At 73.8% G+C, this 23,878-nt stretch carries 21 protein-coding genes; 16 read left to right on the top strand and 5 right to left on the bottom strand.

Features of this window, described 5'->3' with window-relative positions; translation table 11 throughout:
• Positions 1–86: 86 nt before the first annotated feature.
• Both FGF04_RS21940 and FGF04_RS21935 read left to right on the top strand, forming a co-directional pair.
• Positions 87–1,028, top strand: a complete 942-nt coding sequence (locus tag FGF04_RS21940; protein WP_149513013.1) for a 5-dehydro-4-deoxyglucarate dehydratase — start codon at positions 87–89, stop codon at positions 1,026–1,028.
• Entirely contained in the window at positions 1,025–2,194 is a 1,170-nt protein-coding gene (locus FGF04_RS21935; protein ID WP_149513012.1) for a hypothetical protein, read from the top strand. The genes FGF04_RS21940 and FGF04_RS21935 overlap by 4 nt, the downstream gene beginning before the upstream one ends.
• Positions 2,195–2,211: 17 nt before the next feature.
• Here FGF04_RS21935 and FGF04_RS21930 read toward each other — a convergent pair whose 3' ends face one another.
• Both FGF04_RS21930 and FGF04_RS21925 read right to left on the bottom strand, forming a co-directional pair.
• A complete protein-coding gene (locus FGF04_RS21930) occupies positions 2,212–3,432 on the bottom strand; it encodes an MFS transporter (RefSeq protein WP_149513011.1) in 1,221 nt (406 codons plus the stop codon).
• Positions 3,433–3,522: 90 nt separating this feature from the next.
• Entirely contained in the window at positions 3,523–4,494 is a 972-nt protein-coding gene (locus tag FGF04_RS21925) for an NAD(P)-dependent alcohol dehydrogenase (protein ID WP_149513010.1), read from the bottom strand.
• A gap of 173 nt (positions 4,495–4,667) precedes the next feature.
• Here FGF04_RS21925 and FGF04_RS21920 point away from each other — a divergent pair, with 173 nt between their 5' ends.
• Complete coding sequence (locus FGF04_RS21920) at positions 4,668–5,279, top strand: TIGR03086 family metal-binding protein (protein WP_149513767.1); 612 nt, start codon at positions 4,668–4,670, stop codon at positions 5,277–5,279.
• A 3-nt stretch (positions 5,280–5,282) separates the two neighbouring features.
• Here the strand turns inward: FGF04_RS21920 and FGF04_RS21915 are convergent, their stop codons facing one another.
• Together FGF04_RS21915 and FGF04_RS21910 are read right to left on the bottom strand one after the other, a co-directional pair.
• Complete coding sequence (locus tag FGF04_RS21915; RefSeq protein WP_149513009.1) at positions 5,283–6,443, bottom strand: sensor histidine kinase; 1,161 nt, start codon at positions 6,441–6,443, stop codon at positions 5,283–5,285.
• A complete protein-coding gene (locus tag FGF04_RS21910; RefSeq protein WP_149513008.1) occupies positions 6,436–7,116 on the bottom strand; it encodes a response regulator transcription factor in 681 nt (226 codons plus the stop codon). Before FGF04_RS21910 ends, FGF04_RS21915 begins: the two co-directional genes overlap by 8 nt.
• A gap of 87 nt (positions 7,117–7,203) precedes the next feature.
• Between FGF04_RS21910 and FGF04_RS21905 the strand changes: the two genes are divergently transcribed.
• The 13 genes from FGF04_RS21905 to FGF04_RS21845 all read left to right on the top strand — a co-directional run bounded on the left by FGF04_RS21905 (position 7,204) and on the right by FGF04_RS21845 (position 22,913).
• Entirely contained in the window at positions 7,204–8,310 is a 1,107-nt protein-coding gene (locus tag FGF04_RS21905; protein WP_149513007.1) for an endonuclease/exonuclease/phosphatase family protein, read from the top strand.
• 189 nt (positions 8,311–8,499) lie between these two features.
• Positions 8,500–9,156, top strand: a complete 657-nt coding sequence (locus FGF04_RS21900) for a GntR family transcriptional regulator (protein WP_149513006.1) — start codon at positions 8,500–8,502, stop codon at positions 9,154–9,156.
• Positions 9,153–10,136, top strand: a complete 984-nt coding sequence (locus FGF04_RS21895; protein ID WP_149513005.1) for a dihydrodipicolinate synthase family protein — start codon at positions 9,153–9,155, stop codon at positions 10,134–10,136. Before FGF04_RS21900 ends, FGF04_RS21895 begins: the two co-directional genes overlap by 4 nt.
• The gene (gene araD / locus FGF04_RS21890) at positions 10,133–11,938 is read left to right on the top strand and encodes an L-arabinonate dehydratase (RefSeq protein WP_235882433.1); all 1,806 of its coding nucleotides are present in this window, start codon (positions 10,133–10,135) and stop codon (positions 11,936–11,938) included. The genes FGF04_RS21895 and araD overlap by 4 nt, the downstream gene beginning before the upstream one ends.
• A gap of 106 nt (positions 11,939–12,044) precedes the next feature.
• The gene (locus FGF04_RS21885) at positions 12,045–12,983 is read left to right on the top strand and encodes a carbohydrate ABC transporter permease (RefSeq protein WP_149513004.1); all 939 of its coding nucleotides are present in this window, start codon (positions 12,045–12,047) and stop codon (positions 12,981–12,983) included.
• Positions 12,980–13,882 carry a carbohydrate ABC transporter permease gene (locus FGF04_RS21880; RefSeq protein ID WP_149513003.1) on the top strand — a complete coding sequence of 301 codons (903 nt, stop codon included), beginning with the start codon at positions 12,980–12,982 and terminating at the stop codon, positions 13,880–13,882. Before FGF04_RS21885 ends, FGF04_RS21880 begins: the two co-directional genes overlap by 4 nt.
• Positions 13,879–15,066, top strand: a complete 1,188-nt coding sequence (locus tag FGF04_RS21875; RefSeq protein WP_149513002.1) for a Gfo/Idh/MocA family protein — start codon at positions 13,879–13,881, stop codon at positions 15,064–15,066. The genes FGF04_RS21880 and FGF04_RS21875 overlap by 4 nt, the downstream gene beginning before the upstream one ends.
• A complete protein-coding gene (locus FGF04_RS21870) occupies positions 15,066–15,908 on the top strand; it encodes a DUF6807 domain-containing protein (protein WP_408055648.1) in 843 nt (280 codons plus the stop codon). Before FGF04_RS21875 ends, FGF04_RS21870 begins: the two co-directional genes overlap by 1 nt.
• Complete coding sequence (locus FGF04_RS21865) at positions 15,905–17,455, top strand: glycoside hydrolase family 43 protein (protein ID WP_149513001.1); 1,551 nt, start codon at positions 15,905–15,907, stop codon at positions 17,453–17,455. The genes FGF04_RS21870 and FGF04_RS21865 overlap by 4 nt, the downstream gene beginning before the upstream one ends.
• Before the next feature lie 92 nt (positions 17,456–17,547).
• Entirely contained in the window at positions 17,548–18,936 is a 1,389-nt protein-coding gene (locus FGF04_RS21860) for an ABC transporter substrate-binding protein (RefSeq protein WP_188114174.1), read from the top strand.
• 239 nt (positions 18,937–19,175) lie between these two features.
• Positions 19,176–20,498 (top strand): pectate lyase family protein, encoded by a 1,323-nt coding sequence (locus FGF04_RS21855; protein ID WP_149513000.1) that lies wholly within the window; start codon positions 19,176–19,178, stop codon positions 20,496–20,498.
• Between the two features lie 71 nt (positions 20,499–20,569).
• Positions 20,570–21,652 carry a pectinesterase family protein gene (locus FGF04_RS21850; protein ID WP_408055661.1) on the top strand — a complete coding sequence of 361 codons (1,083 nt, stop codon included), beginning with the start codon at positions 20,570–20,572 and terminating at the stop codon, positions 21,650–21,652.
• Positions 21,636–22,913 carry a dienelactone hydrolase family protein gene (locus FGF04_RS21845; RefSeq protein ID WP_149512998.1) on the top strand — a complete coding sequence of 426 codons (1,278 nt, stop codon included), beginning with the start codon at positions 21,636–21,638 and terminating at the stop codon, positions 22,911–22,913. The genes FGF04_RS21850 and FGF04_RS21845 overlap by 17 nt, the downstream gene beginning before the upstream one ends.
• A gap of 205 nt (positions 22,914–23,118) precedes the next feature.
• Here FGF04_RS21845 and FGF04_RS21840 read toward each other — a convergent pair.
• The coding region (locus FGF04_RS21840) for a hypothetical protein (protein ID WP_408055647.1) at positions 23,119–23,878 on the bottom strand (760 nt) is incomplete at its 5' end.

Here is a 23,878-nt window from a genome sequence, read left to right as displayed (position 1 = left end):
ACTTTAGCGTGGACATGTTCAGAGATGTGGACGCAGATCAGAAACGTGCACGGGTGGCGTGTACGTACATGCTCTAGGGAGAGCCCGTGTCGTCAGCCCCCCTCGCCGCTCGTCTCCGCAACCCGAGCGGCCCGCTGTTCTTCCCCGTCACGGCGTACGACCGTACCGGCGCCGTCGCCCCGGACGTCTACCGCGAGCACGTCCGGCGGGGCGTCGAGGCCGGCGCCGCCGCCGTCTTCGCCTGCTGCGGCACCGGGGAGTTCCACGCGCTCACCCCCGAGGAGTTCCAGGACTGCGTACGGGCGGCCGTCGAGGAGAGCGCGGGCCGCGTCCCCGTCGTCGCGGGCGCCGGCTACGGAACCGCCCTCGCGGTGCGCTACGCCCGGCTCGCCGAGGAGGCGGGCGCCGACGGACTGCTCGCCATGCCGCCCTACCTCGTGGTCGCCGGCCAGGAGGGACTGCTGCGGCACTACACGGAACTGGCCGCGGCGACCTCCCTCGACACGATCGTCTACCAGCGCGACAACGCCGTCTTCACCCCGGAGACCGTGGTCTCGATGGCCCGCACCGAAGGGATCGTCGGCTTCAAGGACGGTACCGGCGACCTCGACCTCATGCAGCGCATCGTCAGCGCCGTACGCACCGAAGTACCGGGGGAGTTCCTGTACTTCAACGGGCTGCCGACCGCCGAGCTCACCGGTCTCGCCTACCGCGGCATCGGCATCACGCTCTACTCGTCCGCCGTCTTCTGCTTCGCGCCCGAGATCGCCCTCGCCTTCCACCGGGCCCTGGGCTCCGGCGACGACCGGGTGGTGAACCGGCTCCTCGACGGCTTCTACCGGCCGCTCGTCGAACTGCGCGCCCGAGGGCGCGGGTACGCCGTCTCGCTGGTCAAGGCCGGCGTACGGCTGAGGGGACTGGACGTGGGCGAGGTGCGGCCGCCGCTGCACGAGCCAGCCGAGGAGCACGTCAAGCAGCTCGCCGAACTGATCGAACGCGGCCACGCGCTGCTGGAGGAGGAGCAGTGAGGGCGTCGGCCTTCGTCTACCCCTGGGACGTCAACGGCGACCCGCGGGCGGCGGCGCGCATCGCGGGCCTCGGGGTGCAGCAGGCGACCCTCGCCTCCGCGTACCACTCCACGCGCGCGCTGACCCCCCGCCACCCCCGCCACCGCATCGTCACCGCCCGGCACGCGGCCGCGCTCTACCCGGTCGACCCCACACGCTGGCAGGGGCGCAGGCTGCGGCCGTACGCCGCCGGGGACTGGGCGCCGGGCGACGCGTACGGGGAGGCCGCCGAGGCGCTCGCCGGGGCGGGGCTCGACGTCCACACCTGGGTGGTCCTCGCGCACAACTCCCGCATGGGCGAGGAGTTCCCGGACACCTCCGTGGTCAACGCCTACGGCGACCGCTACCCGTGGGCGCCCTGTATCGCGCAGCCCGCCACGCGCGCGTACCTGACCGGCCTGGCCGTCGAGGCGGCCGTCCGGCCGGGTGCGGCGGGCACGGAGCTGGAGTCCCTCGGCTGGTACGGGCTGCCGCACCTGCACGCCCACGACAAGACGGCGGGCGTGGCGCTCGGGGACGCCGGCACGTACCTGATGTCGCTGTGCTTCTGTCCCGCCTGCCGCGACGGGTACGCCCGGCTGGGCCTCGACGCCGACGAGCTGGCGGCCGCGGTGCGGCGCGCGCTGGAGCCCGTCTGGCGGGGCGCGACGCCCGCCGGGGGCTGGGAGGCCGTGGAGAAGCTGCTGGGGGAGGAGCTCGCGACCGCCACGCGCGCGTGGCGCGACCCGGTCGCCCGCTCCCTCCAGGAGGAGGTCGTCGGCGCCGTGCGCGCGGCGGCTCCCGGGGGCTTCCGGATCCTGCTGCACGCGGACCCCGACCCGTACCACGTGGGCGCGAACGTCGGTGTGGACCCGGAGCACGTGCTGGGCGTCGCCGACGGCGTGGTCGTGCCGTGCACCGGCGGGCCCGGACTGCTGGCCCCCTTCGCCCGGCACGCCACCGGCGGGAACGTGCTGGCCGCCAACCTCACCGTGGTGCGCGGGATGGGCGGCAGCCCGCAGACCCTCCACGAGGACATGGTGCGCGCGGCCGGGCTCGGGGCCGGCGAAGTGCGGCTGTACCACGCGGGGCTCGCGTCCGACGAGGACCTCTCGCTCGTGACGCGGGCACTGGCGCGGCCGGTCTGACCCCGGAGCACTGCGCGTCAGGGGCGCGGCCGACCGCGCAGTCGGCCGCGGCCGGGGAACGCCGTCACGAGCCGGACGAGACCGAGCGCCACCAGCAGCGGCCGGTACGGCACGAGTTCGACGAGTCCCGCGCCGAGCGCGAGCCCCACCGCGTTCGGCGCGAACAGCAGGGTGCCCGCGGTCGCCGCCGTACGGCCCAGGAGCGCGTCCGGGGTCTCCCGCTGGACCGCGGTGAGGGCCGCGACCAGCGCGCAGGGCAGCCCGGCCCCGATCGCGGCGGAGGAGACGAGGGCCACCGCGTCGTACGGGAGCGCGCGGGCCACCACCGCCACGGCGGCCAGCGCGGTGCCGTACGACGCGAGGCGGCGTTCGCCGAGCCGCCGCAGGAGCGGGCCCGCGGCCAGGCCGGACGCCACCGAACCGGCGCCCTGCGCGGTGTACAGGAGCCCCGCGTGCGCGGGGGAGTGGCCGAGGCCCTCCACGACCGCGTAGACCGTCGCGCCGTTGACGCCCGCGAAGAGCATCGTCGTACCGCCGGCCAGGACGAGCGGACGCAGGACCGGGTGCCGCCACAGGTACCGGGCGCCCTCGGCGGCCCGGGTGCGCCGGGCGGCGGCGCGCTCCGGCGCGGACGGGCGCGGTTCCGGTGCCCGCAGGCGCGCGTAGAGGCCCGCCGCGAGGACGAAGGTGAGCGCGTCCAGGACAACCACGGGGCCGCCTCCGTACGCCGCGTACAGGCTCGCCCCGGCGAGCGGCGCGACCAGTTTCATGCCCTCGTTCGCGCTGGTGCGCAGGCCGTTGAAGTCGCCGAGGAGCCGGTCGTCGACGGCGGCGGCCACCAGCGCCGACTCCGCCGCGTCGTGGACGACGCCCGCCGCCCCGTACACCAGGAGCACCGCGTAGAGGATCCACACGGTGCCCGGGGAGTCGACGGCGAGCAGGGGCAGGAGCAGCACGGCCAGGGCCAGGTTCGTCCGCACCAGCAGGGGTCCGCGGCGGGCGCGGTCCGCGAGGGCGCCGAGGACGGGGCCCAGCAGGGTGGGTGCCCACAGGGCGAGGGCGCACAGGGCGGCGAGGCCGTCCGAGCCGGTCAGGTCCTTCACCCAGACCCCGGCCACCAGCCACATCGCCGACGTGCCGAACCCGGAGACCACGATCCCCGCCAGGTACGGTCCCGCGTCGCGGTCGCCCAGGACGCGGCACACAGCCCGGGGAGGCCGCTTCGAGTGTGTCGTCATGCCCGGTCATCGTGGGGCTAAGGCCCCGGCGCCGGGATCGGGCAGGTGCCGTAGGCGGCCGGCGTGACGAGGGGAACCGTCGGGCGGGCCTTAGGGCACCGTGACGACCAGTTTGCCGCGGGGATGGCCCTCCTTCAGGTGGCGCAGGGCGTCCGCCGCCCGGTCCAGGGGGTAGGCGCGGTCCACGGGCACGGTGAGGGAGCCCTTCTCGGCGAGCTCCTTGAGGGTCAGCAGGTCCTCGCGGCGGGTCACGGCGACCAGGCTGCGCAGCTGCTGACCGGTGAACGGGGAGAGCAGCACGGCCCGCAGGCCGCGGCTCAGACCGCCGAACAGGGCGGTGCCGCCCTCGCCGCCGACGATCACCAGGGTGCCGTGCGGGGCGAGGACGCGGCGCAGCACGGACAGCGGGCGCTGCCCCGCGTTGTCGACGACGACGTCGTAGCGGTGCCCGCCGCCGGTGATCTCGCCCTGCGTGTAGTCGACGACGTGCGCGGCGCCCCGGGAGCGCACGAAGTCCGCGGCGCCGGGCCCGCAGACCCCGGTGACCTCGGCGCCGTACAGCGCGGCCAGCTGCACGGCGTAGCAGCCGACCCCGCCGGACGCGCCGACCACCAGGACCTTCTGGCCCGGCCGCGGACGGCCCGGGCCGCTCAGCGCCTGGAGGGCGGTGACGCCCGACACGGGCAGCGCCGCCGCCTGCTCGAAGGTGAGACCGGCCGGCTTGGGGGCCAGCTTCGCGGCCTTGCCGCACGCGTACTCGGCGAACGAGCCCTCGCAGGCGCCGAAGACCTCGTCGCCCGGTCCGAAGCCGGTCACCTTCGCCCCGACGGCCGCCACCCGCCCGGCGCCGTCCCAGCCCCGCACCGGGTTCCTGGGCCTGCGCACGCCCAGGACGGCGCGCGCCACCAGGGGGCGGCCCGTCATGAGGTGCCACACCTCGGGGCCGCAGCCGGCCGCGCGGACCTCCACCAGCACCTCGTCGTCGCGGGGCACGGGACGTTCGACCTCCCGCAGCCGCAGGCCGTCCGCCGGTCCGTAGGCCTCCTGCACGATCGCCTTCATGAGCGCGGCTCCCCTCCGCCTTCCCCGGTGCCGTACGCCCCGGCTGTCCCGAGCATCCCGGCGGTCCGGACGCCTGACCAGATCCCTGCGGACGGTCCCCGGCGTGGGAGCGATGAGTTTCCGTACGACCGACGGTCCATCCCCCGATGACCCTGCGACGAGAGGAGCCCGCCATGGGCGACGGCGGAACCACCGGGACGACCCTCGACCTGGGGCCGCAGGCCCTGATCGTGGCGCGCGTCGCGGACGCGGTGCGCGAGGACCAGCTGGCGGACGCGACGCCGTGCCCGCAGTACGCGGTGTGCCATCTGGTCGGGCACCTGGTGGGCCTCTCCGCGGCCTTCCGGGATGCCGGGCGCAAGGACCTCGGGGCCACCACGGACACCCCGCCCACCTCCGGCCTGCCCGACCTGGCCCCCGGCTGGCGGGCCGAACTGCCCAAGCTGCTGGTCGAGCTGGCCGAGGCCTGGCGCGACCCGGCCGCGTGGACGGGGGAGACCCGCGCGGGCGGCGTGGAGCTGCCCGGCGCGGTCGCGGGCGTCGTCGCCGCCGACGAACTCGTGGTGCACGGCTGGGACCTGGCCCGGGCGACGGGACAGGAGTACGTCCCCGACGAGGCGGCCCTGCGGGCGGCGTACGGGATGCTGGCCACGTCCGTCGACGACCCCTCCCGCGGCAGCATCTTCGGCCCGGTGGTGCCCGTGCCGCAGGACGCGCCCCTGCTGGACCGGGTGATCGGCCTGAGCGGGCGGGACCCGGGATGGCAGGCCGCCGGGGGCCGCTGAGGCTCAGGTCCCGGGCAGTTCCACGGTGACGCGGAGCCCGCCGGCGGGGCGCGGGGCGAGGGTGAGCGTCCCGTCGTGCGCGTGCGTGATGGTCTCGACGATCGCGAGGCCCAGGCCGACGCCCTGGTGACCGGTGCGCACGCGTCCGGTACCGCGCCGGAACGGTTCGGTGAGGGTGGCGGCGAGCTGCGGGGGGACGGGCCGGCCGGTGTTCTCGACGGTGAGCACGACACCGCCGGGACGAACCCGGGTGTCCACCCGCACGGTGCCCTGCACGGGCGGATCCGCGGACCGGTCTGCGGGCAGGTTGTGGACGATCGCGTTCTGCACCAGGTTCGTGGTCAGCTGCAGCAGGAGGGCGCGCGAACCGGTCGTGGGGGCGATGTCGCCGCCGGTCCGGACGGTGACGCCGTGCTGCTCCGCGAGGGGCAGCAGCGTCTCGGCGGCCTCCTCCGCGAGCAGGGACAGGTCGACGGGTTCCCGGGTGAAGGACCGCTGCTCGGCGCGGCTGAGCAGGAGCAGGGCCTCGGTGAGGTCGATCGCCCGGGTGTTGACGGCGTGCAGCCGCTCGACGACCTCACGGGTGTCGTGGTCCGGGTCGGCGCGGGCCAGGTCGAGGAGGGACTTCGAGACCGCCAGCGGGGTGCGCAGCTCGTGCGAGGCGTTGGCGGCGAACCTGCGCTGTCCGGCGACGTGCGCCTCCAGCCGCGCCAGCATCGTGTCGAAGGTGTCGGCGAGGTCGCGGAACTCGTCCCGGCGGCCCGGGAGCCGGATGCGGTGGGCGAGCGCCCCGGTCGAGGCCAGCCGGGTGGCGTCCGTGATGCGGGTCAGCGGGGCGAGCATCCGGCCGGCCAGGACCCACCCGCCGACGAGGCCGAACACCAGCAGGAACACCAGCACCGCGGCCGCCCGCGGGGCGAAGACGCGCAGGAGGCTGGACCGGACGGGGAAGACGCCGTGCGTGGTGTCGTCGGGGTTGATGAGCATGGCGCGGTCGGGGACGTACCGCAGCAGGAACAGCCACACCGCCGCCAGCAGCAGGACACCGGCGAGCATGAGGAACCCGGCGTAGCTGAGGGTGAGCCTGGCGCGCACGCTCAGCCCGGGCGCCCTGTCCGAGCCCACCGCCCTGTCCGCGCCCGTGTCCGTCGCCCCGCTAGCCATGTGCATCCTCCGGCCCTGTGGTGATGCGGTAGCCGACGCCGGGCACGGTGGTGATGATCCCGGGTTCGCCGAGCCGCTTGCGCAGCGCCGAGACGGTGATGCGCACGGCGTTGGTGAACGGGTCGGCGTTCTCGTCCCACGCCCGTTCCAGCAGCTCCTCGGCGCTGACGACTCCGCCCTCGGCGGCGACGAGCACTTCGAGCACGGCGAACTGCTTCCTGGTCAGCGCGACGTAGCGGCCGTCGCGGTGGACCTCGCGGCGGAACGGGTCCAGCCGCAGACCGGCGATCTCCCGCACCGGCGGCCTGCTGTGGGCGCGCCTGCGGTCGAGCGCCCTGAGCCTGAGCACCAGCTCGCGCAGCTCGAACGGTTTCGTCAGGTAGTCGTCGGCGCCCAGCTCGAACCCGCTGGCCTTGTCGTCGAGCCGGTCGGCCGCGGTGAGCATGAGGATCGGCATGCCGCTGCCGGAGGCGACGATGCTCCTGGCGACCTCGTCGCCGGACGGTCCGGGGATGTCGCGGTCGAGGACGGCGATGTCGTAGGCGTTGACGCCCAGCAGCTCCAGCGCGGTGTCGCCGTCCCCCGCGGTGTCCGCCGCGATCGCGGCCAGGCGCAGGCCGTCGCGGATGGCCTGCGCCATGAACGGTTCGTCCTCCACGATCAGCACACGCATGTACGCGAGGCTACGAGCCCGCGCGTATCGGCGGCATATCGGGAACCGCAGACGCCACGGCGACACCGGGCCGCCTTGACTGCCGGGATGACACCGGAACCCGTACCCCTCGCACCGTCCTCGTCCTCCGGGGCGCCCCCGCCGCCCCTGGCCACCCGGGACGCCGGCTCCGGCCCCGGCACCCGGCGTGCGCGCGTCCGCCGGGTGCTGCGCCGCGCCTCCCGGCCGGAGCCCTGGCGGCGCGCCCCGCTGCTCACGGCCTCGGCGCTGCTGCTCGGCCCGGTCATGCTGCTGCACGGCTGGATCCCCAACCGGACGGGCAACCTCGGCAGCCTGGTGGAGACCTTCCTGCCCTGGTTCGGCCTGTGCGTGCCGGTGCTGCTGGCCGGGGCCCTGTGGCGCCGCTCGGCCGCCGCGACGGCCGCGCTGCTGCTGCCGGTCGCGGTGTGGCTGCACCTCTTCGGCGGCATGCTCACCGACAGGTCGGGCGGGGCCGGCGACCTCACCGTGGCCACCCACAACGTCGGCGCGGGCAACCCCGACCCGGCCGGCACCGCCCGCGACCTGGCCGCCTCCGGCGCGGACGTGCTGGCCCTTGAGGAGGTGACGCCCGAGGACCGGACCACGTACGAGGAGGAGCTGGCCGGGACGTACCCGTACCACGCGGTGCTGGGCACGGTCGGGGTGTGGAGCAGGCTGCCGCTGTCGCAGACCCGGCCGGTCGACATCGCGACGGACGTCGGCCCGCTGGCGGACACCAGGCCGGCCGGGGCCACGGCCGCGGAGAACCGGGCGCTGCGCACCACGGTGGCCACCGGCGACGGACCGCTTGCGGTGTACGTGGTCCACCTCGGGTCCGCCCGGGTGAACCCCCGGGCGGGCTTCCGGACCGACACGCGGGACCGGAACGCCCGCGCGCTCGGCGAGGCCCTCGCCGCCGAGCGCAACGGACGGGTGGTGCTGCTCGGCGACCTCAACGGCACGCTGGACGACCGCGCGTTCGCCGGCCTCACCGCACGGCTGGACTCCGCCCAGGAGACGGCCGGGGCCGGCTTCGGCTTCACCTGGCCGGCCGGGTTCCCGGTGGCGCGGATCGACCACGTCCTGGTCCGCGGCGTGCGGGCGGAGAGCGCCCGGGTGCTGCCGGCCACCGGCAGCGACCACCTCCCGGTGGCCGCGGGGATCAGCTGGTGACCACCGGACGCCGACGGCCAGTTCTTCGCGGAGCGGAGAGGACTTCTTCTGTCGGAACCATTGACGAAACACAGGGGCGCTTCTAGCTTCGTCGCGTCGTACTTCGTACGTCATATATGAGACGCGATACGCGAGATCAGATACGCGAACTCCCGTTCCCCGGGGGCCGCGTACCACCGAGAGGCGAGCATGACCTCTGTGCCCACGCCGATCCCCTCCCGCACGCAGTTCGTGCTGGAAGGGATCAAACACCGCATCCTCACCGGGCAGTTGCCCCCCGGGCAGGCCCTGGTCGAGACCGAACTCGCCGCGCAGTTCGGGGTCTCCAAGACCCCGGTGCGCGAGGCGCTCAAGACGCTGGCCGGCACCGGGCTCGTCGTGATGAACCAGTACAAGGGCGTCACGGTGCGCATGGTGGACGCGGACATGGCGCGCGAGGTGTACGACGTACGGCTGCTCCTGGAGCCGGAGGCGCTGCGGCGCTCGGTGCGGCGCGGCTCCTCCCTCGACACGGCGCGCGAGGCGCTGGAGCGCGCCGACGCCGCCACCGACACCGCCCAGCGCTCGCTCGCCAACCGGGAGTTCCACCGCTCCCTGTACGTGCGCTGCGGCAACCCGCTGCTCGGCCGGATGCTCGACGAGGTCCGCGACCAGGCCGCCCTGGTCTCCGCGGTCGCGTGGGCGGCAGACCCCTCCTGGGAGCGGGAGGCCGCCGAGCACCGGGAGATCCTGCGGCTCGCCCTCGACGGCGACGCGGACGGCGCGGCGGGCGCCCTGCACGCGCACATCGCCTCGTTCGTGCAACGGGCCTTCCCCGGGGACCGGGAAGAGGGTGAGCCGCAATGACCGCGACCACGGACACGACCGCGACCACGAACACGACCGCAACCGCGGACACGACCGCGACCGCCGCCACGACCACGACCACGTTCGAGGCCCAGCGGGCCGCCCTCGCCGACGTGGTGGCGATCCCCGTGACCCCCTTCGCGGCGGACGGCTCCGTCGACCGCGACGTCCACCGCGCCCTGCTGCGCCGGATCCTGGACGGCGGCGTGCGCATCGTCACGCCGAACGGCAACACCGGCGAGTTCTACGCCCTCAGCCCCGAGGAGCGGCGCCTGGTCACCGAGCTGACGGTCGACGAGGCGCGGGGCCGGGCCACCGTCCTGGCCGGGGTCGGGCACGACCTGCCGACCGCCGTCGCCTCCGCCCGCCACGCCCGCGAGCTGGGCGCGCAGATGGTCATGGTCCACCAGCCCGTGCACCCGTACGTCTCCGAGGACGGCTGGGTCGACTACCACCGGGCGATCGCGCAGGCCGTGCCCGAACTGGGCGTGGTCCCCTACATCCGCAACGCGGTGCTCGCCGGCGCCCGCCTCGCCGAGCTGGCCGACACCTGCCCGAACGTCATCGGCGTGAAGTACGCCGTCCCCGACGCCTCCCGCTTCGCCGCGTTCGCGCGGGACGCCGGTCTTGAGCGCTTCGTGTGGGTGGCCGGACTCGCGGAGCCGTACGCGCCCTCCTACTTCTCGGCGGGCGCGACCGGCTTCACCTCCGGCCTGGTCAACGTGGCCCCGGCCGTCTCCCTGAACATGATCGAGGCGCTGCGCTCCGGCGACTACGCGGGCGCCATGAAGGTCTGGGAGCAGATCCGCCGCTTCGAGGAGCTGCGCGGGGCCAACGGCTCCGCCAACAACGTGACGGTGGTCAAGGAGGCGCTGGCCTCCCTGGGCCTGTGCCGCCGCGACGTCCGCCCGCCGAGCCGGCAGCTCCCCGAGTCCGAACGGGCCGAGGTCGCCGCGATCGCCGCGGGGTGGTCGATATGACGGATGTCGACCCGGCGACGGCCGCGGGACCCTCGGACGGCGGCGGCGCGGACGCCTCGGACAGCGACGGCCCGGACGCGGCACGGCGGCTGCGCAGCCACCAGTGGTACGGCAGCGGCGTCGCGTCGGGCCTGCGCTCCTTCAGCCACCGCGCCCGCACCCGCCAGCTCGGCTACCTCCCCGAGGAGCACCTGGGCAAGCCGGTCGTCGCGATCCTCAACACCTGGTCCGACATCAACCCCTGCCACGTCCACCTGCGCGACCGCGCCCAGGCGGTCAAGCGGGGCGTGTGGCAGGCGGGCGGCTTCCCGCTGGAGTTCCCGGTCGCCACGCTGAGCGAGACCTTCCAGAAGCCCACTCCGATGCTCTACCGCAACCTGCTCGCGATGGAGACCGAGGAGCTGCTGAGGTCGTACCCGGTGGACGGGGCCGTCCTGATGGGCGGCTGCGACAAGTCGACGCCCGCACTGCTGATGGGCGCCGCGTCGGTCGGCCTGCCGGCCGTCTTCGTGCCGGCCGGGCCCATGCTGCCGGGCCACTGGCGCAACGAGGTCCTGGGCTCCGGCACCGACATGTGGAAGTACTGGGACGACCGGCGCGCCGGCCTCATCGGCGACTGCGAGATGACCGAGCTGGAGAGCGGGCTCGCACGGTCCCCGGGGCACTGCATGACCATGGGGACGGCGTCCACGCTCACCGCCGCCGCCGAGGCGCTCGGGGTCACCGTGCCCGGCGCGTCCAGCATCCCCGCCGTCGACTCCGGGCACGACCGGATGGCCGCCGCCTCCGGGCTCCGGATCGTCGAACTGATCCGCAAGGACCGGAAGCTGTCCGACATCCTCACCCAGGAGGCCTTCGAGGACGCCGTGACGACCGTCCTCGGGCTCGGCGGCTCCACCAACGCCGTGATCCACCTCATCGCCATGGCGGGCCGGGCCGGCGCCCGGCTCACCCTCGACGACTTCGACCGCATCGCCCGTACGGTGCCGGTCCTGGCGAACGTACGGCCCGGCGGCCGGAGGTACCTCATGGAGGACTTCCACTTCGCCGGCGGGCTGCCCGGGTTCCTGTCGCGGATCACCGACCTGCTGCACCTGGACCGGCCGACCGTCTCCCACGACACCCTGCGCGAACAGCTCGCCGGCGCGCGGGTGCACGACGACGACGTGATCCGCACCCGGGAGAACCCCGTCGCCGCCGAAGGGGGCGTCGCCGTGCTGCGCGGCAACCTCTGCCCCGACGGCGCGGTCATCAAGCACATCGCCGCCGAGCCGCACCTGCTCAAGCACACCGGCCGCGCGGTCGTCTTCGACGACTACCGGACCATGCAGCGCACCGTCGACGACCCTGAGCTGGGCATCACCGCCGACACCGTGCTGGTGCTGCGCAACTCCGGCCCCAAGGGCGGACCCGGCATGCCCGAGTACGGGATGCTGCCGATCCCCGACCACCTGCTCAAGCAGGGGGTGCGGGACATGGTGCGGATCTCCGACGCCCGGATGAGCGGTACGAGTTACGGCGCCTGCGTGCTGCACGTGGCGCCCGAGTCGTACGTCGGCGGCCCGCTCGCGCTGGTCCGCACCGGCGACACGATCACGCTCGACGTCGAGGCACGTTCCCTCCAACTGAACGTCGAAGAAGACGAGTTGGCGCGGCGGAGGGCGCAGTGGACCGCGCCGCCCGAGCCCTACGAGCGCGGCTACGGCGCGCTGTACAGCGAACAGATCACCCAGGCCGACAGCGGCTGCGACTTCGCCTTCCTGGCCCGTCCGGGCCAGGTCCCGGACCCGTACGCGGGCTGACCCGCACCACCCACGCACTCCCGCACCACCCACGCACCGCCCCGGCGCCGCACGCCGTGTGTGAAAGCGCTTGCTACCAAGATCGACCCGAGAACGGAGAACAGTCATGGCACAAGCCGCAGCCGTGGCGAAGCAGCCCGCGCCACCGAGGCGGCGCCGTGGCTCGGCGACGCCCCGCAGGCTCCCGTATCTGCTGATCGCCCCCGCGGTGCTGCTGATGCTGGGCTTCATCGCCTACCCGGTGCTCAGCGTCTTCTACTACAGTCTGCAGGACTACAACCCCACCAAGCCCTGGCGCAACGGCTTCGCGGGCCTCGGCAACTTCACCCACGCCTTCACCGAGGACCCGCAGTTCTGGGACACCCTGGTCTTCAGCGGCAAGTGGGTGGTCGTCGAGGTGGGGCTCCAGCTGGTGTTCGGCCTGGCGCTGGCCCTGATCGTCAACCAGACCTTCGTGGGCCGCTCGCTGGGCCGCGCGCTCGTCTTCTCGCCCTGGGCCGTCTCCGGTGTGCTCACCTCCGCGATCTGGGTGCTGCTCTACAACTCCCAGACGGGCATCAGCCGTTACCTGGCCGACCTGGGCATCGGGGAGTACGGCACCAGCTGGCTCTCCGACACCTCGACGGTCTTCCCGGCCGCGGTGGTCGCGGACCTGTGGCGCGGCGTCCCCTTCTTCGCGATCCTCATCCTCGCCGACCTGCAGTCCGTCTCGAAGGACCTGTACGAGGCCGCCGAGGTCGACGGCGCGAGCCGCCTGCGGCAGTTCCTGCACATCACCCTGCCGCACCTCAAGGACGCGATCATCCTCTCCACGCTGCTGCGCGCGGTGTGGGAGTTCAACAACGTCGACCTCCTCTACACGCTCACCGGCGGCGGACCCGCGGGGGAGACCACGACCCTGCCGCTCTACATCGCCAACACCAGCGTCGACGCGCACGACTTCGGCTACGCCTCGGCCCTGACCACCGTCGCGTTCGTGATCCTGCTGTTCTGCTCGATGGTCTACCTGCGGCTGAGCAAGTTCGGAGTGGGTGGGGACAAATGATCACCAAGGACATCGACACCGTCGCCCCGGCCGTGCCCGCGCCGGTGGCCGACGAACCGCCGCAGCGTCCGCGCAAGGGGCGGCGCGCCTGGGACGAGGCCCCGCGCCGGCAGATCTACCTGCCGCTCGGCATCTATCTCCTCTTCACCCTCGTCCCCTTCTACTGGATCCTGCTGTTCGCCCTCAGGCCCACCGGCTCGACCTCGCTCGTGCCCTGGCCGATGACCTTCGAGCACTTCGACAAGGTCTGGAACGACCGGAGCTTCGGCACCTACTTCGAGAACAGCGTCTACGTCGGGCTCGCCACGCTCCTGATGACCACGCTCGTCGCGCTGGCCGGCGGCTACGCCCTGGCCCGCTTCGACTTCAAGGTCAAGCGCGCCTTCATGCTGGCCCTGCTCTGCTCCCAGTTCGTACCGGGCGCGCTGCTCCTGGTGCCGCTGTTCCAGATCTTCGCCGAGCTGCAGATGATCAACTCGCTGGGCAGCGTCATCCTCGCCGAGACCGTCTTCCAGCTGCCGCTGTCGATGATCCTGATCAGCGGCTTCATCCGGAACGTGCCGTACTCCCTGGAGGAGGCCGCCTGGGTCGACGGCTGCAACCGCTTCACCGGCTTCCGCGTCGTCGTCCTGCCGCTGCTGCGCCCCGGACTGATCGCGGTGGGCTCCTTCGCCTTCGTGCACTCCTGGAACCACTTCCTGTTCGCCCTGATGTTCCTCAGCGACCAGGAGAAGCAGACGATCCCCGTCGGCCTCAACAGCCTGATGAGCGCCGACAGCGTCGACCTCGGCGCCCTCGCCGCCGGCGGCATCGTCGCGGCCGTGCCCGTCGTGATCGTCTTCGCCTTCATCCAGAAGTGGCTGATCACGGGCTTCAGCGCCGGGGCGGTGAAGGGATGAGCGACCCGGAGCGTCCCCTCGCACACCCCCTGCCTGTCGTCCTCGCGGGCGCCCGCGGACACGGCCGCTGGCACCTGGAGAACATCCGCCGCCTCCAGGACGAGGGCCTGGTGCGCCTCGCGGGGATCTGCGAGCTGACCCCGCTCACCGAGGACGAGCTGGGCGCCTTCGCAGCCCCCGGCGAACTCCCCGCGCAGTCGGCCGACTTCGGCGCCCTGCTGGACTCCACCGGCGCCGCGGTCGCCGTGATCTGCACACCGATCCCCACCCACACCGACCTGGCGCTGACGGCCGCCGCGCGAGGGGTGCACCTGCTCCTGGAGAAGCCCCCGGCCCCGTCGTACGCCGAGTTCCGCCGGCTGGCCGACGGGGTGGCGGCGGCCGGGGTGGTCTGCCAGATCGGCTTCCAGTCGCTGGGCTCGCACGCCGTGCCCGCGATCCGCGAGCTCATCACGGAGGGCGCGATCGGCCGGGTGGACGGCATCGGCGGCGCCGGGGCCTGGGCCCGCGCGCAGTCGTACTACCGCCGCGCGCCCTGGGCCGGACGGCGCCGGCTGGACGGCGCCGACGTCGTCGACGGCGTCCTGACCAACCCCCTGGCCCACGCCGTCGCCACCGCCCTCGCCCTCGACGGCGCCACCCGCGCCGAGGACGTCGCCGGCATCGAGACCGAACTGCTGCGCGCCAACGAGATCGAGTCCGACGACACCTCCTGCGTCCGCGTCACCACCACCGGCGGGCGCCGCGTCACCGTCGCCGCGACCCTGTGCGCCGAGCGGCCCGACGAGCCGTACGTCCGGGTGCACGGCAGCGGCGGCCGGATCACCTTCTGGTACAAGCAGGACCGCGTCCTCCTCCAGCGCTCCGGGCACGGCCCGCAGGAGACCGCGTACGGCAGGACCGACCTGCTGGAGAACCTGGTCGGGCACCTCGCGGGCCGGGCCGCGCTGCTGGTCCCGCCCGACACGACCGGGGCCTTCATGCGGGTCGTCGAGGCGATCCGGCGGGCCCCGGACCCCGTCGCGCTGCCCGCCGGTGCCTGGTACCTCGACGCCGAGGAGGACCGGCGGGTCGTGCGCGGGGCCGACGCACTCGTCGCGGCCGCCGCCGACACCCTCGCCCTCTACTCCGAGCTGGGCGCCTCCTGGGCGGCCCCGGAGCCCCGGAAAGAAGTGAGCACCTGATGAGCAGCGAGTCGCTGGTCCTGCGCGTCGCGGGCCGTCCGGTCGGCCGGTACACCGCCCGGCCCGAACTGGCGCCGGCCCTGTCGCCCCGTCCCTACCTGCACCCCGTCACCACCCTGGCCGGCACGGCTGTCACCGAGCTCAGCCCCGCCGACCACCTCCACCACCTCGGCGTCGGTGTCGCCGTTCCCGACGTCGAGGGGTTCAACTTCTGGGGCGGCCGCACCTTCGTACGCGGCCGGGGCCCGACCGAGCTGGACAACCACGGTGCCCAGCGGCACTCCGCGTTCCAGCTGAGCGACCCGGACGGCTTCGTGGAGGAGCTGCGCTGGGTGGCCGGCGGGACCGAGCTGCTGCGCGAGCGGCGCACGGTCGCGGCCACCGAACTGACCGACACCGCCTGGGCGCTGGACTTCACCTTCTCGCTCACCAACACCACCGCCGCGGACCTGTCGATCGGCAGCCCGGCCACCAACGGCCGCCCCGGCGCGGCCTACGGGGGGTTCTTCTGGCGGGCCCGCAAGGAGGCCGAACCGCCCGCCGTGTTCACCGCGGGCAGCGAGGGCGAGGAGGCGGTGCACGGGTCCCCCGCCGGCTGGGTGGCGCTCGCGGGCGCCGGCTGGACGCTGGTGTTCGCCGGCGCCACCGACCGCACCCGCCGCGATCCGTGGTTCGTGCGCACCACCGAGTACCCCGGCGTCGGCTCCTCGCTCGCCCACGAGGAGCGGCTGCCGGTCCCGGCCGGGGAGACCGTCGTGCGCCGCGTCGTCACCGTCGTCGCCGACGGCCGGCTCGACGCGAGCGAGGCGGCGGCCCTCGTCCGCAAGGCGGTGAGCCCGTGAACGCGCAGGACGCACCCGCCTTCACCGCCGACCTCGGCGACGGCACGTACCGCAACCCGGTCCTGGACGCCGACTGGTCGGACCCCGACCTGCTGCGCGTCGGCGACGACTACTACCTGACCGCCTCCAGCTTCGGCCGGGCCCCCGGCCTGCCGCTGCTGCACTCGCGCGACCTGGTCAACTGGACCCTGGTCGGCCACGCCCTCGACCGCCTGGAACCGGCGCGGGAGTTCGCGGTGCCGCGGCACGACTGCGGGGTCTGGGCGCCGGCGCTGCGCCACCACGACGACCGGTTCTGGATCTTCTGGGGCGACCCCGACCACGGTGTCTACCAGGTCAGCGCCCCGGAGATACGCGGCCCCTGGACCGCCCCGCACCTCCTCAAGGCGGGCAAGGGGCTCATCGACGCCTGCCCGCTGTGGGACGAGGAGAGCGGCGAGGCGTACCTCGTGCACGGCTGGGCGAAGTCCCGCTCCGGCATCAAGAACCGGCTCACCGGCCACCGGATGCGGCCCGACGCCACCGGCCTGCTCGACGAGGGCGAGGTGATCGTCGACGGCGACCGCATCCCCGGCTGGTTCACGCTGGAGGGACCGAAGCTCTACCGGCACGACGGCTGGTTCTGGATCTTCGCCCCCGCGGGCGGCGTCGAGACCGGCTGGCAGGGCGCCCTCCGCTCGCGCGGCTTCTTCGGCCCGTACGAGGAGAGGGTCGTCCTGGAGCAGGGCGCCACCGACGTCAACGGGCCCCACCAGGGCGGCTGGGTGTCCACCCCGTCCGGCGAGCACTGGTTCGCGCACTTCCAGCACAAGGGCGCGTACGGGAGGGTCGTCCACCTGCAGCCGATGCGCTGGGGCGCCGACGGCTGGCCGGTCATCGGCGACGCGGGCACCCCCGTGGCCGTGCACCGCAAGCCCGACCTGCCGCGGCAGCCGCCCTCCGCGCCCGCCACCGACGACGACTTCCCCGGCGGGCGGTTCGGCCGGCAGTGGCAGTGGACCGCCAATCCCCAGGAGGGCTGGGCCACCCAGCACTCCGGCGACGGACTGCGCCTCGCCTGCGTGCGCTCGCCGGACGCGCACGACCTGCGCAGGCTGCCGAGCGTGCTCACCCAGCGGCTGCCGGGCGCCCCCTGCACCGTCGAGGTCAGGCTGCGGCTCGACGCCGACCAGCCGGGCGCACGGGCCGGACTGGCCGTCCTGGGCGACGCGTTCAGCTGGATCGGGCTCGAACGGGGGGCCGACGGGACGGTCCACCTCGTGCACCGGTTCGCCGAGTCGGTCGCCGAGCACGAACGGGACGCCGCCCATCCGCGGATGGCCCCCGAGGGACGCGTCCGGCTGCGGATCGAGGCCGGCGCGGGGGCGCGCTGCCGCTTCTCGTACGACCTGGGCAGCGGCTGGGAGCCCTCGGGACAGGTCTTCGCGGCCACCCCCTGGCGCTGGGTCGGCGCCCTGCTCGGCCTCTTCGGGGTCGCGCCGGCCGGCGCGGGACACGCCGGATCGGCCACGTTCACGCGGTTCCGGATCACCGGCCGCAGGCCCTGACCTCCACCACCGCACCACCGCATCACCGCACCGCAGCGCCACCGCACAGCGGTACGACCTCGTCGGATCGATCCAGAAGAAGAGAGCCGATCATGAAGAGCAGCATCCGCAGGAGAAGCAGCATGCGCAGGAGAAGCAGCGGAGCGCGCCGCTCCGTCACCGCCGTCGCCGTGGGCGCCGTGCTCGCGCTGACCGCCACCGCGTGCGGCGACGACGGCAGCGGTGCGTCGGGCGACAAGGGCGCCGAGGGCAGCGGCAAGGGCGAGATCACCTTCTGGGACAACAACGGCGGTGTCCGCACCGACATCTGGAAGGAGATCATCGCCGACTTCGAGAAGGCCAACCCGGACATCGACGTCAAGTACGTCCCGATCGCCGCCACCGAGTACCAGTCGAAGGTCGACACCTCCATCCAGGCCGAGGGGCTGCCGGACGTCGGCGGGGTCGGCGCGGCGATGCTCGCGGGCTTCGCCGCGCAGAACGCGCTGGAGCCGCTGGACGACCGCCTCGGCAAGTCCTCCCTGAACGGCAAGCTCAACGACGACATGGTCAAGTCGCTGAAGGCCGCGGGCGGCGGCGGTGCCGAGGACAGCACGCTGTACTCGGTCCCGACCTCCGCCAACAACGGCGTCCTCTACTACCGCACCGATCTGTTCGAGGCGGCCGGCCTGGAGGCGCCGACCACCTGGGACGCGTTCTACGAGGCCGCCGACAAGCTCACCGACAAGGACGACAACGCCTTCGGCTACACCATCCGCGGGGGCGCGGGCTCCATCGCCCAGGCGCTGGACGCGATGTACGGGCAGTCCGGCATCACGTCCTTCTGGGACTCCGCCAACGAGAAGACCACGGTCGACGACCCGAAGAACGTGGCGGCGCTGGAGAAGTACACCGGCCTCTTCAAGAAGGCCACGCCGGCGGCCGACCTCAACAACGACTTCACCAAGATGGTCGCGCAGTGGGACTCCGGCACGATCGGCATGCTCAACCACAACCTGGGCTCCTACCAGGACCACGTGAAGGCGCTCGGGACCGACAAGTTCCGCGGCATCCCGCAGCCGACCGGGCCCGGTGGCAAGCGGGTCCAGGTGTCCAACCCCGTCGATGGGCTCGGCATCTTCAAGACCTCTAAGAACAAGGAAGCGGCCTGGAAGTTCATCGAGTTCGCCACGGCGGCGGCGCAGAACTCCAAGTTCAACGAGTCCGCGGGGCAGGTGCCGTCCAACACCGACGCCGCGAAGGCCGCGTGGGTGGCGAAGGCCGAGCCGACCAAGCTGGCCGCGCAGGCGCTGACCGACGGGTCCACCACGATCGTCCAGCTGCCGTACTACCTGCCCGACTGGAACACCATCTCGAAGACCGACAACGAGCCGGCCTTCCAGAAGGTGCTGAACGGGTCGCTCAGTGAGAAGGAGTTCCTGGGCACGTTGGCGGATCAGCTGAATGAGGCTCAGGCGGAGTGGAACGAGCAGAAGGGGTGACCGGGCCTGTTCGCACAGGTCCGGTCTGGGGGCCCGAGGGGCCTCAAGGGGCCTGAGGTCGTGGGGGAGCTGCGGGGCCGTCGTGGCCGGTCGCGCAGTTCCCCGCGCCCCTAAGGACCCGGCTCCGCCGAAAGATTGCGCCGTTCCCCGCGCCCCTTAAAAGCAAAAGACTGCGCCGTTCCCCGCGCCCCTTAGAAGCGAATGACCGCGCTCCTCGAAAACGGAAGGAACCCGCACCCATGCGTACGCGTATTTGGCATGCTCATGCTAGGGCGTCCCTCGTCGGATGCACCGCTCTTGTCCTCGCGCTCAGCGGGACGCTTGCTCATGCCCATGTTCAGCCCCATGCCCGTGATCTCGGGCGGGAGACCCTTCCCCGTGGGGACGGGTGGGGGGCCGAAGCCGCCGGGACCACCGGTGGGGCCGCCGCCGGCGCCGCGCAGGTCCACACCGTCACCACCTGGGCCCAGTTCAAGGCCGCGCTGCAGGCCGGCGGGGACGCGCCGAGGATCATCAAGGTCAAGGGCGTCATCGACCCGGTCGCCGAGGGGTGCGCGTCCTTCCAGGCCCCGGGGTACGACTTCGGCGCCTACCTGGAGAAGTACTCGCCCGAGAACTGGGGCCTGGACACCGATCTGTCGGGGGAGCCCGCCGACAGCCCCGAAGGACTGCGCGCCGCCTCCGCAGCCAATCAGGACGCGGCGATCAAGGCGGACGTCCCCGCCGACACCACCATCGTCGGCGTCGGCAAGGGCGCCGGGATCAGGGGCGGCAGCCTGCAGATCAAGGGCGTCGACAACGTCATCCTGCGCAACCTCACCATCGAGGCCCCGCTGGACTGCTTCCCGCAGTGGGACCCGACCGACACCGACACCGGCGCCTGGAACTCCGAGTACGACGCGGTCGTGGTGTACGGCTCCACCCACGTGTGGGTCGACCACAACACCCTGACCGACGGCCGCTACCCGGACAGCACCCTGCCGACGTACTTCGGCGAGACCTACCAGCAGCACGACGGCCTGCTCGACATCGTGCGCGGCGCCGACCACGTCACCGTGTCCTGGAACGCGGTCGAGGACCACGACAAGACCATGCTGATCGGCAACAGCGACGGCGCCGGCGCGACCGACGCCGGCAAGCTGAAGGTCACGCTGCACCACAACCGGTTCGAGGGCGTCGTCGAGCGGACGCCGCGGGTGCGCTTCGGGCAGGTCGACGCGTACAACAACCACTTCGTGGTGACCGAGGAGCAGGCGTACGGCTACACCTTCGGCATCGGCGCCTCCTCGCAGCTGTACGCCTCCGACAACGCCTTCTCGCTGCCGGCCGGCGTCAGCGCGGCCAGGACGCTGAAGAAGTGGAGCGAGGCGCCGCTCACGGCCGTGAACAACTACGTCAACGGCCGCAGGACCGACCTCGTCGCCGTCCACAACGCGGAGATCCCCGAGGAGACGCTCCGGTCGGGGGCGGGGTGGACGCCGACCCTGCGCACGAAGGTCGACCCGCCGCGTGCCGTGCCGGGCATCGTCGACGGCCGCGCGGGCGCCGGAAAGGTCTGCTGACCGTGGCCCCGCCGACAACGGCCGGCAGCAGCGGCACCGGTAGCGGCACCGGCAGCGGCCGACGGTCCTTCGTGGCCGCGGGCGTCGGGGCGGCGCTCGCGCTCGGCGCCGGCGGGACCGCCCGCGCCCGCGGGCGCTCCCCCTTCGGACGGTACGGTTCGCCCTCGGTCCGGCTCCACGGGCGCACCCTGTACGTCCACCCCGGCGGCCTCGGCGACCACACCACCGTCCAGGCCGCCGTGGACGCCGCAGGCGCGGAGGGCGGCCACACCCTGGTCATCGCGCCGGGGACGTACCGCGAGACGGTCTCCGTCGGCGCCGACCGTACGGGGATGACCTGGCTCGGCGCCTCCGAGGACGCGCGGGACGTCGTCGTCGTGTACGACAACGCCAACGGCACCCCCAAGCCCGGCGGCGGCACCCACGGCACCAGCGGCTCCGCCACCACCACCGTGCAGGCCGACGGGTTCACCGCCCGGCACGTCACCTTCGCCAACGACTGGCTGCGCGCCGACCACCCCGGGACCACCGGGACGCAGGCCGTCGCCCTCAAGGTCCAGGGCGACCGGTCGGCGTTCCACCACTGCCGTTTCCTGGGCCACCAGGACACGCTGTACGCCGACACCGCGTCCGTCGGCGTCCTCGCCCGGCAGTACTTCTCGCACTGCTACGTCGAGGGGGACGTGGACTTCGTGTTCGGGCGGGCCACCGCCGTGTTCGAGCACTGCCACTTCCGCACCCTGGACCGGACGGACCTCGCCACCGCCCCGTACGGCTTCGTCTTCGCGCCCTCGACAGCCGCCGCCAACCCGCGCGGCTACCTGGTGACGGGGAGCCGGATCACGAGCGCGGCACCGGACGCCCACTACAAGCTGGCCCGGCCCTGGGTGCCCAGCTCCGACACCACCGCGCGGCCCATGCTGACCGTGCGCGGGACCCGCCTCGGCGCCGGGATCGACGCGGTGGAGCCGTACGCGAACATGGCGGCGGCCCACCCGTGGCAGGACCAGCGGTTCGCCGAGTACCGCAACGGCGGGCCCGGCGCCGAGATCACCGTCCCCGCGAACCGGCCCCAGCTCACGCGCGCCGAGGCCGCCTCGCACACCCGCAGGACCTACCTCGGCGACTGGAGGCCGCATGAACGCGGGGACTGAGCCGGACGGGGCCGGTGGGACCGGGCGGCCGCCGCTGGGCCGCCGGGACTTCGTGGCGGGCGCGGGCGCCGGGGCGGCGGCGCTGTTCGGCGCGACGGGGGCGGGCCCGTCCACGGCCCACGCGTCCACGGCTCACGCATCCACGGCTCACGTGGCACCGGCGCACACGGCACCGCTCGCGGGTGCCGGCGGGGGTGTCGTCGAGGGCAATCTCCCCGGCTTCCACGCCCTCCTCAGGGACGGGCTGCGCTTCCCGCTCGCCTGGGGCACCTCCCCGGTCCGGGACTTCAGGACCTGGCGGCGCACGGCCCGCTCCAAGGTCGAGGAGCACCTGCTCACCGAGCGGGACGGCACCCCGTACGACCCGTCGTTCGACGAGGCGCAGCGGGAGGAGGCGGACGGGTACACGCGGGAGTCGGTGACGCTCTCCCTGACCCGGTACGAACGGGTCCGCGGCCTCCTGCTCACCCCGCACGGCACCGGCCCGTTCCCCGCCGTCCTGCTCCTCCACGACCACGGGTCCAGGTTCGACATCGGCAAGGAGAAGCTGGTCCGGCCCTGGAACGACGACGTGCGCCTGGCCTCCGCGCAGGCCTGGGCGGACCGCTGCTTCGGCGGGCGGTTCGTCGGCGACGAGCTGGCCCGGCGCGGGTACGCGGTCCTCGCCCTGGACGCGCTGGGCTGGGGCGACCGCGGACCGCTCCTCTACGAACAGCAGCAGGCCCTGGCCGCCAACCTCCTCAACCTGGGCTCGTCACTGGCCGGGCTGATGGCCCGCGAGGACGTGCGCGCCGCCCGCTTCCTGGCCGGTCTCGACCGGGTGGACCGGCGCCGGGTCGCGGCCCTCGGCTTCTCCATGGGCGCCTTCCGCGCCTGGCAGACGGCCGCCCTCGGCGACGACGTCGCGGCCGCGGCGAGCGTGTGCTGGATGACCGGGCTGAAGGAGGTCATGGTGCCCGGCAACAACATCCTGCGCGGCCAGTCCGCCTATCACATGCTGCACCCCGGGCTGGCCCGGCACCTCGACTTCCCCGACGTGGCGAGCATCGCCGCACCCCGGCCCATGCTGTTCTTCCACGGCGGACAGGACACCCTGTTCCCCGCGGAGGGCGTCCGGGTCGCGTACGAGAAGCTGCGTGCCGTGTGGCGGGCCCGGCACGCCGGGGAGCGGCTGCACACCCGCGTCTGGCCGGAGCTGGGCCATGTGTTCACCGTGCCCCAGCAGGACGAGGTGTTCGCCTGGCTCGACTCCGTCCTGTGACGGGGGAGAGGGACCGGGTGCATGAGCGCCCCCGCCGGTCGTCACCGGCGGGGGCGCTCCTCCGTCCGGCCGAGGGGGGCTCTGGCCGGCGGAACCGTGGAGCCGGACGAAGCGGCTCTCACCGGTACGTCATGTCAGATGCCGTGCGGGGGCGGCAGGTTCCGTCCGGCCCCGATCCGTTCGCGCCCGGTCCGGCTCCGGCGGACTACGAGGCCCCGCCGTCGCCGGAGCCGGTGCGCGCGAAGCCGCCCGCCACGGACCGCTGTTCGCCGCCGGCCCGGGCGGTCACCGCGTACCGGTCGTCCCCGGCGTCACGGCCGCCGCGGTCGTGGCCGTACTGGCCCGCGAACACCCACTCGCCCGGCCGCACCGTACGGCCCGGCCTGAGCACCCAGGTGTGGACGAGGAAGCCGTCCCGCCGGACGACGGTCGTCGTGAAGTCCTCCCCGGGCGCGGAGCACCAGGCACCGGAGGAGGCGACCCCGCCGGTCTGCCAGACCTTCAGCACCACCTTCAGTGCGGTGAGCCGTCCGCCGGTCCGCACCGTCACCTTGCTCTGCGCCCAGAACTCGTCGCTGTGCGGGTCGACCGAGCCGTCCGCCTCCAGCGGACCGTCCTCGGCACCGGCACCGGCACCGGCACCGGCACCGGCACCGGCCGGGGAGGCCGGGGGGCTCGCGCGGTCCGGGCCGGGCGTGGCCGCCGCCGTCCGGCCGCCGGTCCCGCCGCCCACCGCCGACGTGACCGCGTACCCGCCTGCCGCGAGCACGCCCGCGACCGCGACCGCGGCGCCGGCGACCCGCAGCCAGCCGAGGGCGGCCGGCCGCGCGGAGGGACGCGGCGCGCCCTCCCCGCCCGCCGTGCCGCGCTCGACGCGGGCCAGGATGCGCGCCCGGTCGGGCTCGTACGCCCCGGCCGACTCCCGCAGCGCGGCGCGCAGTTCGTCGTCGCGCACGCCCCTCACC

This window comes from Streptomyces apricus, assembly GCF_008369065.1.
In the GTDB taxonomy this organism is placed as follows: Bacteria; Actinomycetota; Actinomycetes; order Streptomycetales; family Streptomycetaceae; genus Streptomyces; species Streptomyces apricus.
The sequence above is the reverse complement of the archived record's forward strand: the minus strand, read 5'-3'. Positions and strand labels throughout refer to the sequence as shown.

Excerpts from the sequence above, each read along its gene's own strand:
- FGF04_RS21930 (WP_149513011.1), bottom strand. The coding sequence starts at position 3,432 with ATGACGACACACTCGAAGCGGCCTCCCCGGGCTGTGTGCCGCGTCCTG.
- FGF04_RS21925 (WP_149513010.1), bottom strand. The coding sequence starts at position 4,494 with ATGAAGGCGATCGTGCAGGAGGCCTACGGACCGGCGGACGGCCTGCGG.
- FGF04_RS21920 (WP_149513767.1), top strand. The coding sequence starts at position 4,668 with ATGGGCGACGGCGGAACCACCGGGACGACCCTCGACCTGGGGCCGCAG.
- FGF04_RS21915 (WP_149513009.1), bottom strand. The coding sequence starts at position 6,443 with ATGGCTAGCGGGGCGACGGACACGGGCGCGGACAGGGCGGTGGGCTCG.
- FGF04_RS21910 (WP_149513008.1), bottom strand. The coding sequence starts at position 7,116 with ATGCGTGTGCTGATCGTGGAGGACGAACCGTTCATGGCGCAGGCCATC.
- FGF04_RS21905 (WP_149513007.1), top strand. The coding sequence starts at position 7,204 with ATGACACCGGAACCCGTACCCCTCGCACCGTCCTCGTCCTCCGGGGCG.
- FGF04_RS21900 (WP_149513006.1), top strand. The coding sequence starts at position 8,500 with ATGACCTCTGTGCCCACGCCGATCCCCTCCCGCACGCAGTTCGTGCTG.
- FGF04_RS21895 (WP_149513005.1), top strand. The coding sequence starts at position 9,153 with ATGACCGCGACCACGGACACGACCGCGACCACGAACACGACCGCAACC.
- araD (WP_235882433.1), top strand. The coding sequence starts at position 10,133 with ATGACGGATGTCGACCCGGCGACGGCCGCGGGACCCTCGGACGGCGGC.
- FGF04_RS21885 (WP_149513004.1), top strand. The coding sequence starts at position 12,045 with ATGGCACAAGCCGCAGCCGTGGCGAAGCAGCCCGCGCCACCGAGGCGG.
- FGF04_RS21880 (WP_149513003.1), top strand. The coding sequence starts at position 12,980 with ATGATCACCAAGGACATCGACACCGTCGCCCCGGCCGTGCCCGCGCCG.
- FGF04_RS21875 (WP_149513002.1), top strand. The coding sequence starts at position 13,879 with ATGAGCGACCCGGAGCGTCCCCTCGCACACCCCCTGCCTGTCGTCCTC.
- FGF04_RS21870 (WP_408055648.1), top strand. The coding sequence starts at position 15,066 with ATGAGCAGCGAGTCGCTGGTCCTGCGCGTCGCGGGCCGTCCGGTCGGC.
- FGF04_RS21860 (WP_188114174.1), top strand. The coding sequence starts at position 17,548 with ATGAAGAGCAGCATCCGCAGGAGAAGCAGCATGCGCAGGAGAAGCAGC.
- FGF04_RS21855 (WP_149513000.1), top strand. The coding sequence starts at position 19,176 with ATGCGTACGCGTATTTGGCATGCTCATGCTAGGGCGTCCCTCGTCGGA.
- FGF04_RS21845 (WP_149512998.1), top strand. The coding sequence starts at position 21,636 with ATGAACGCGGGGACTGAGCCGGACGGGGCCGGTGGGACCGGGCGGCCG.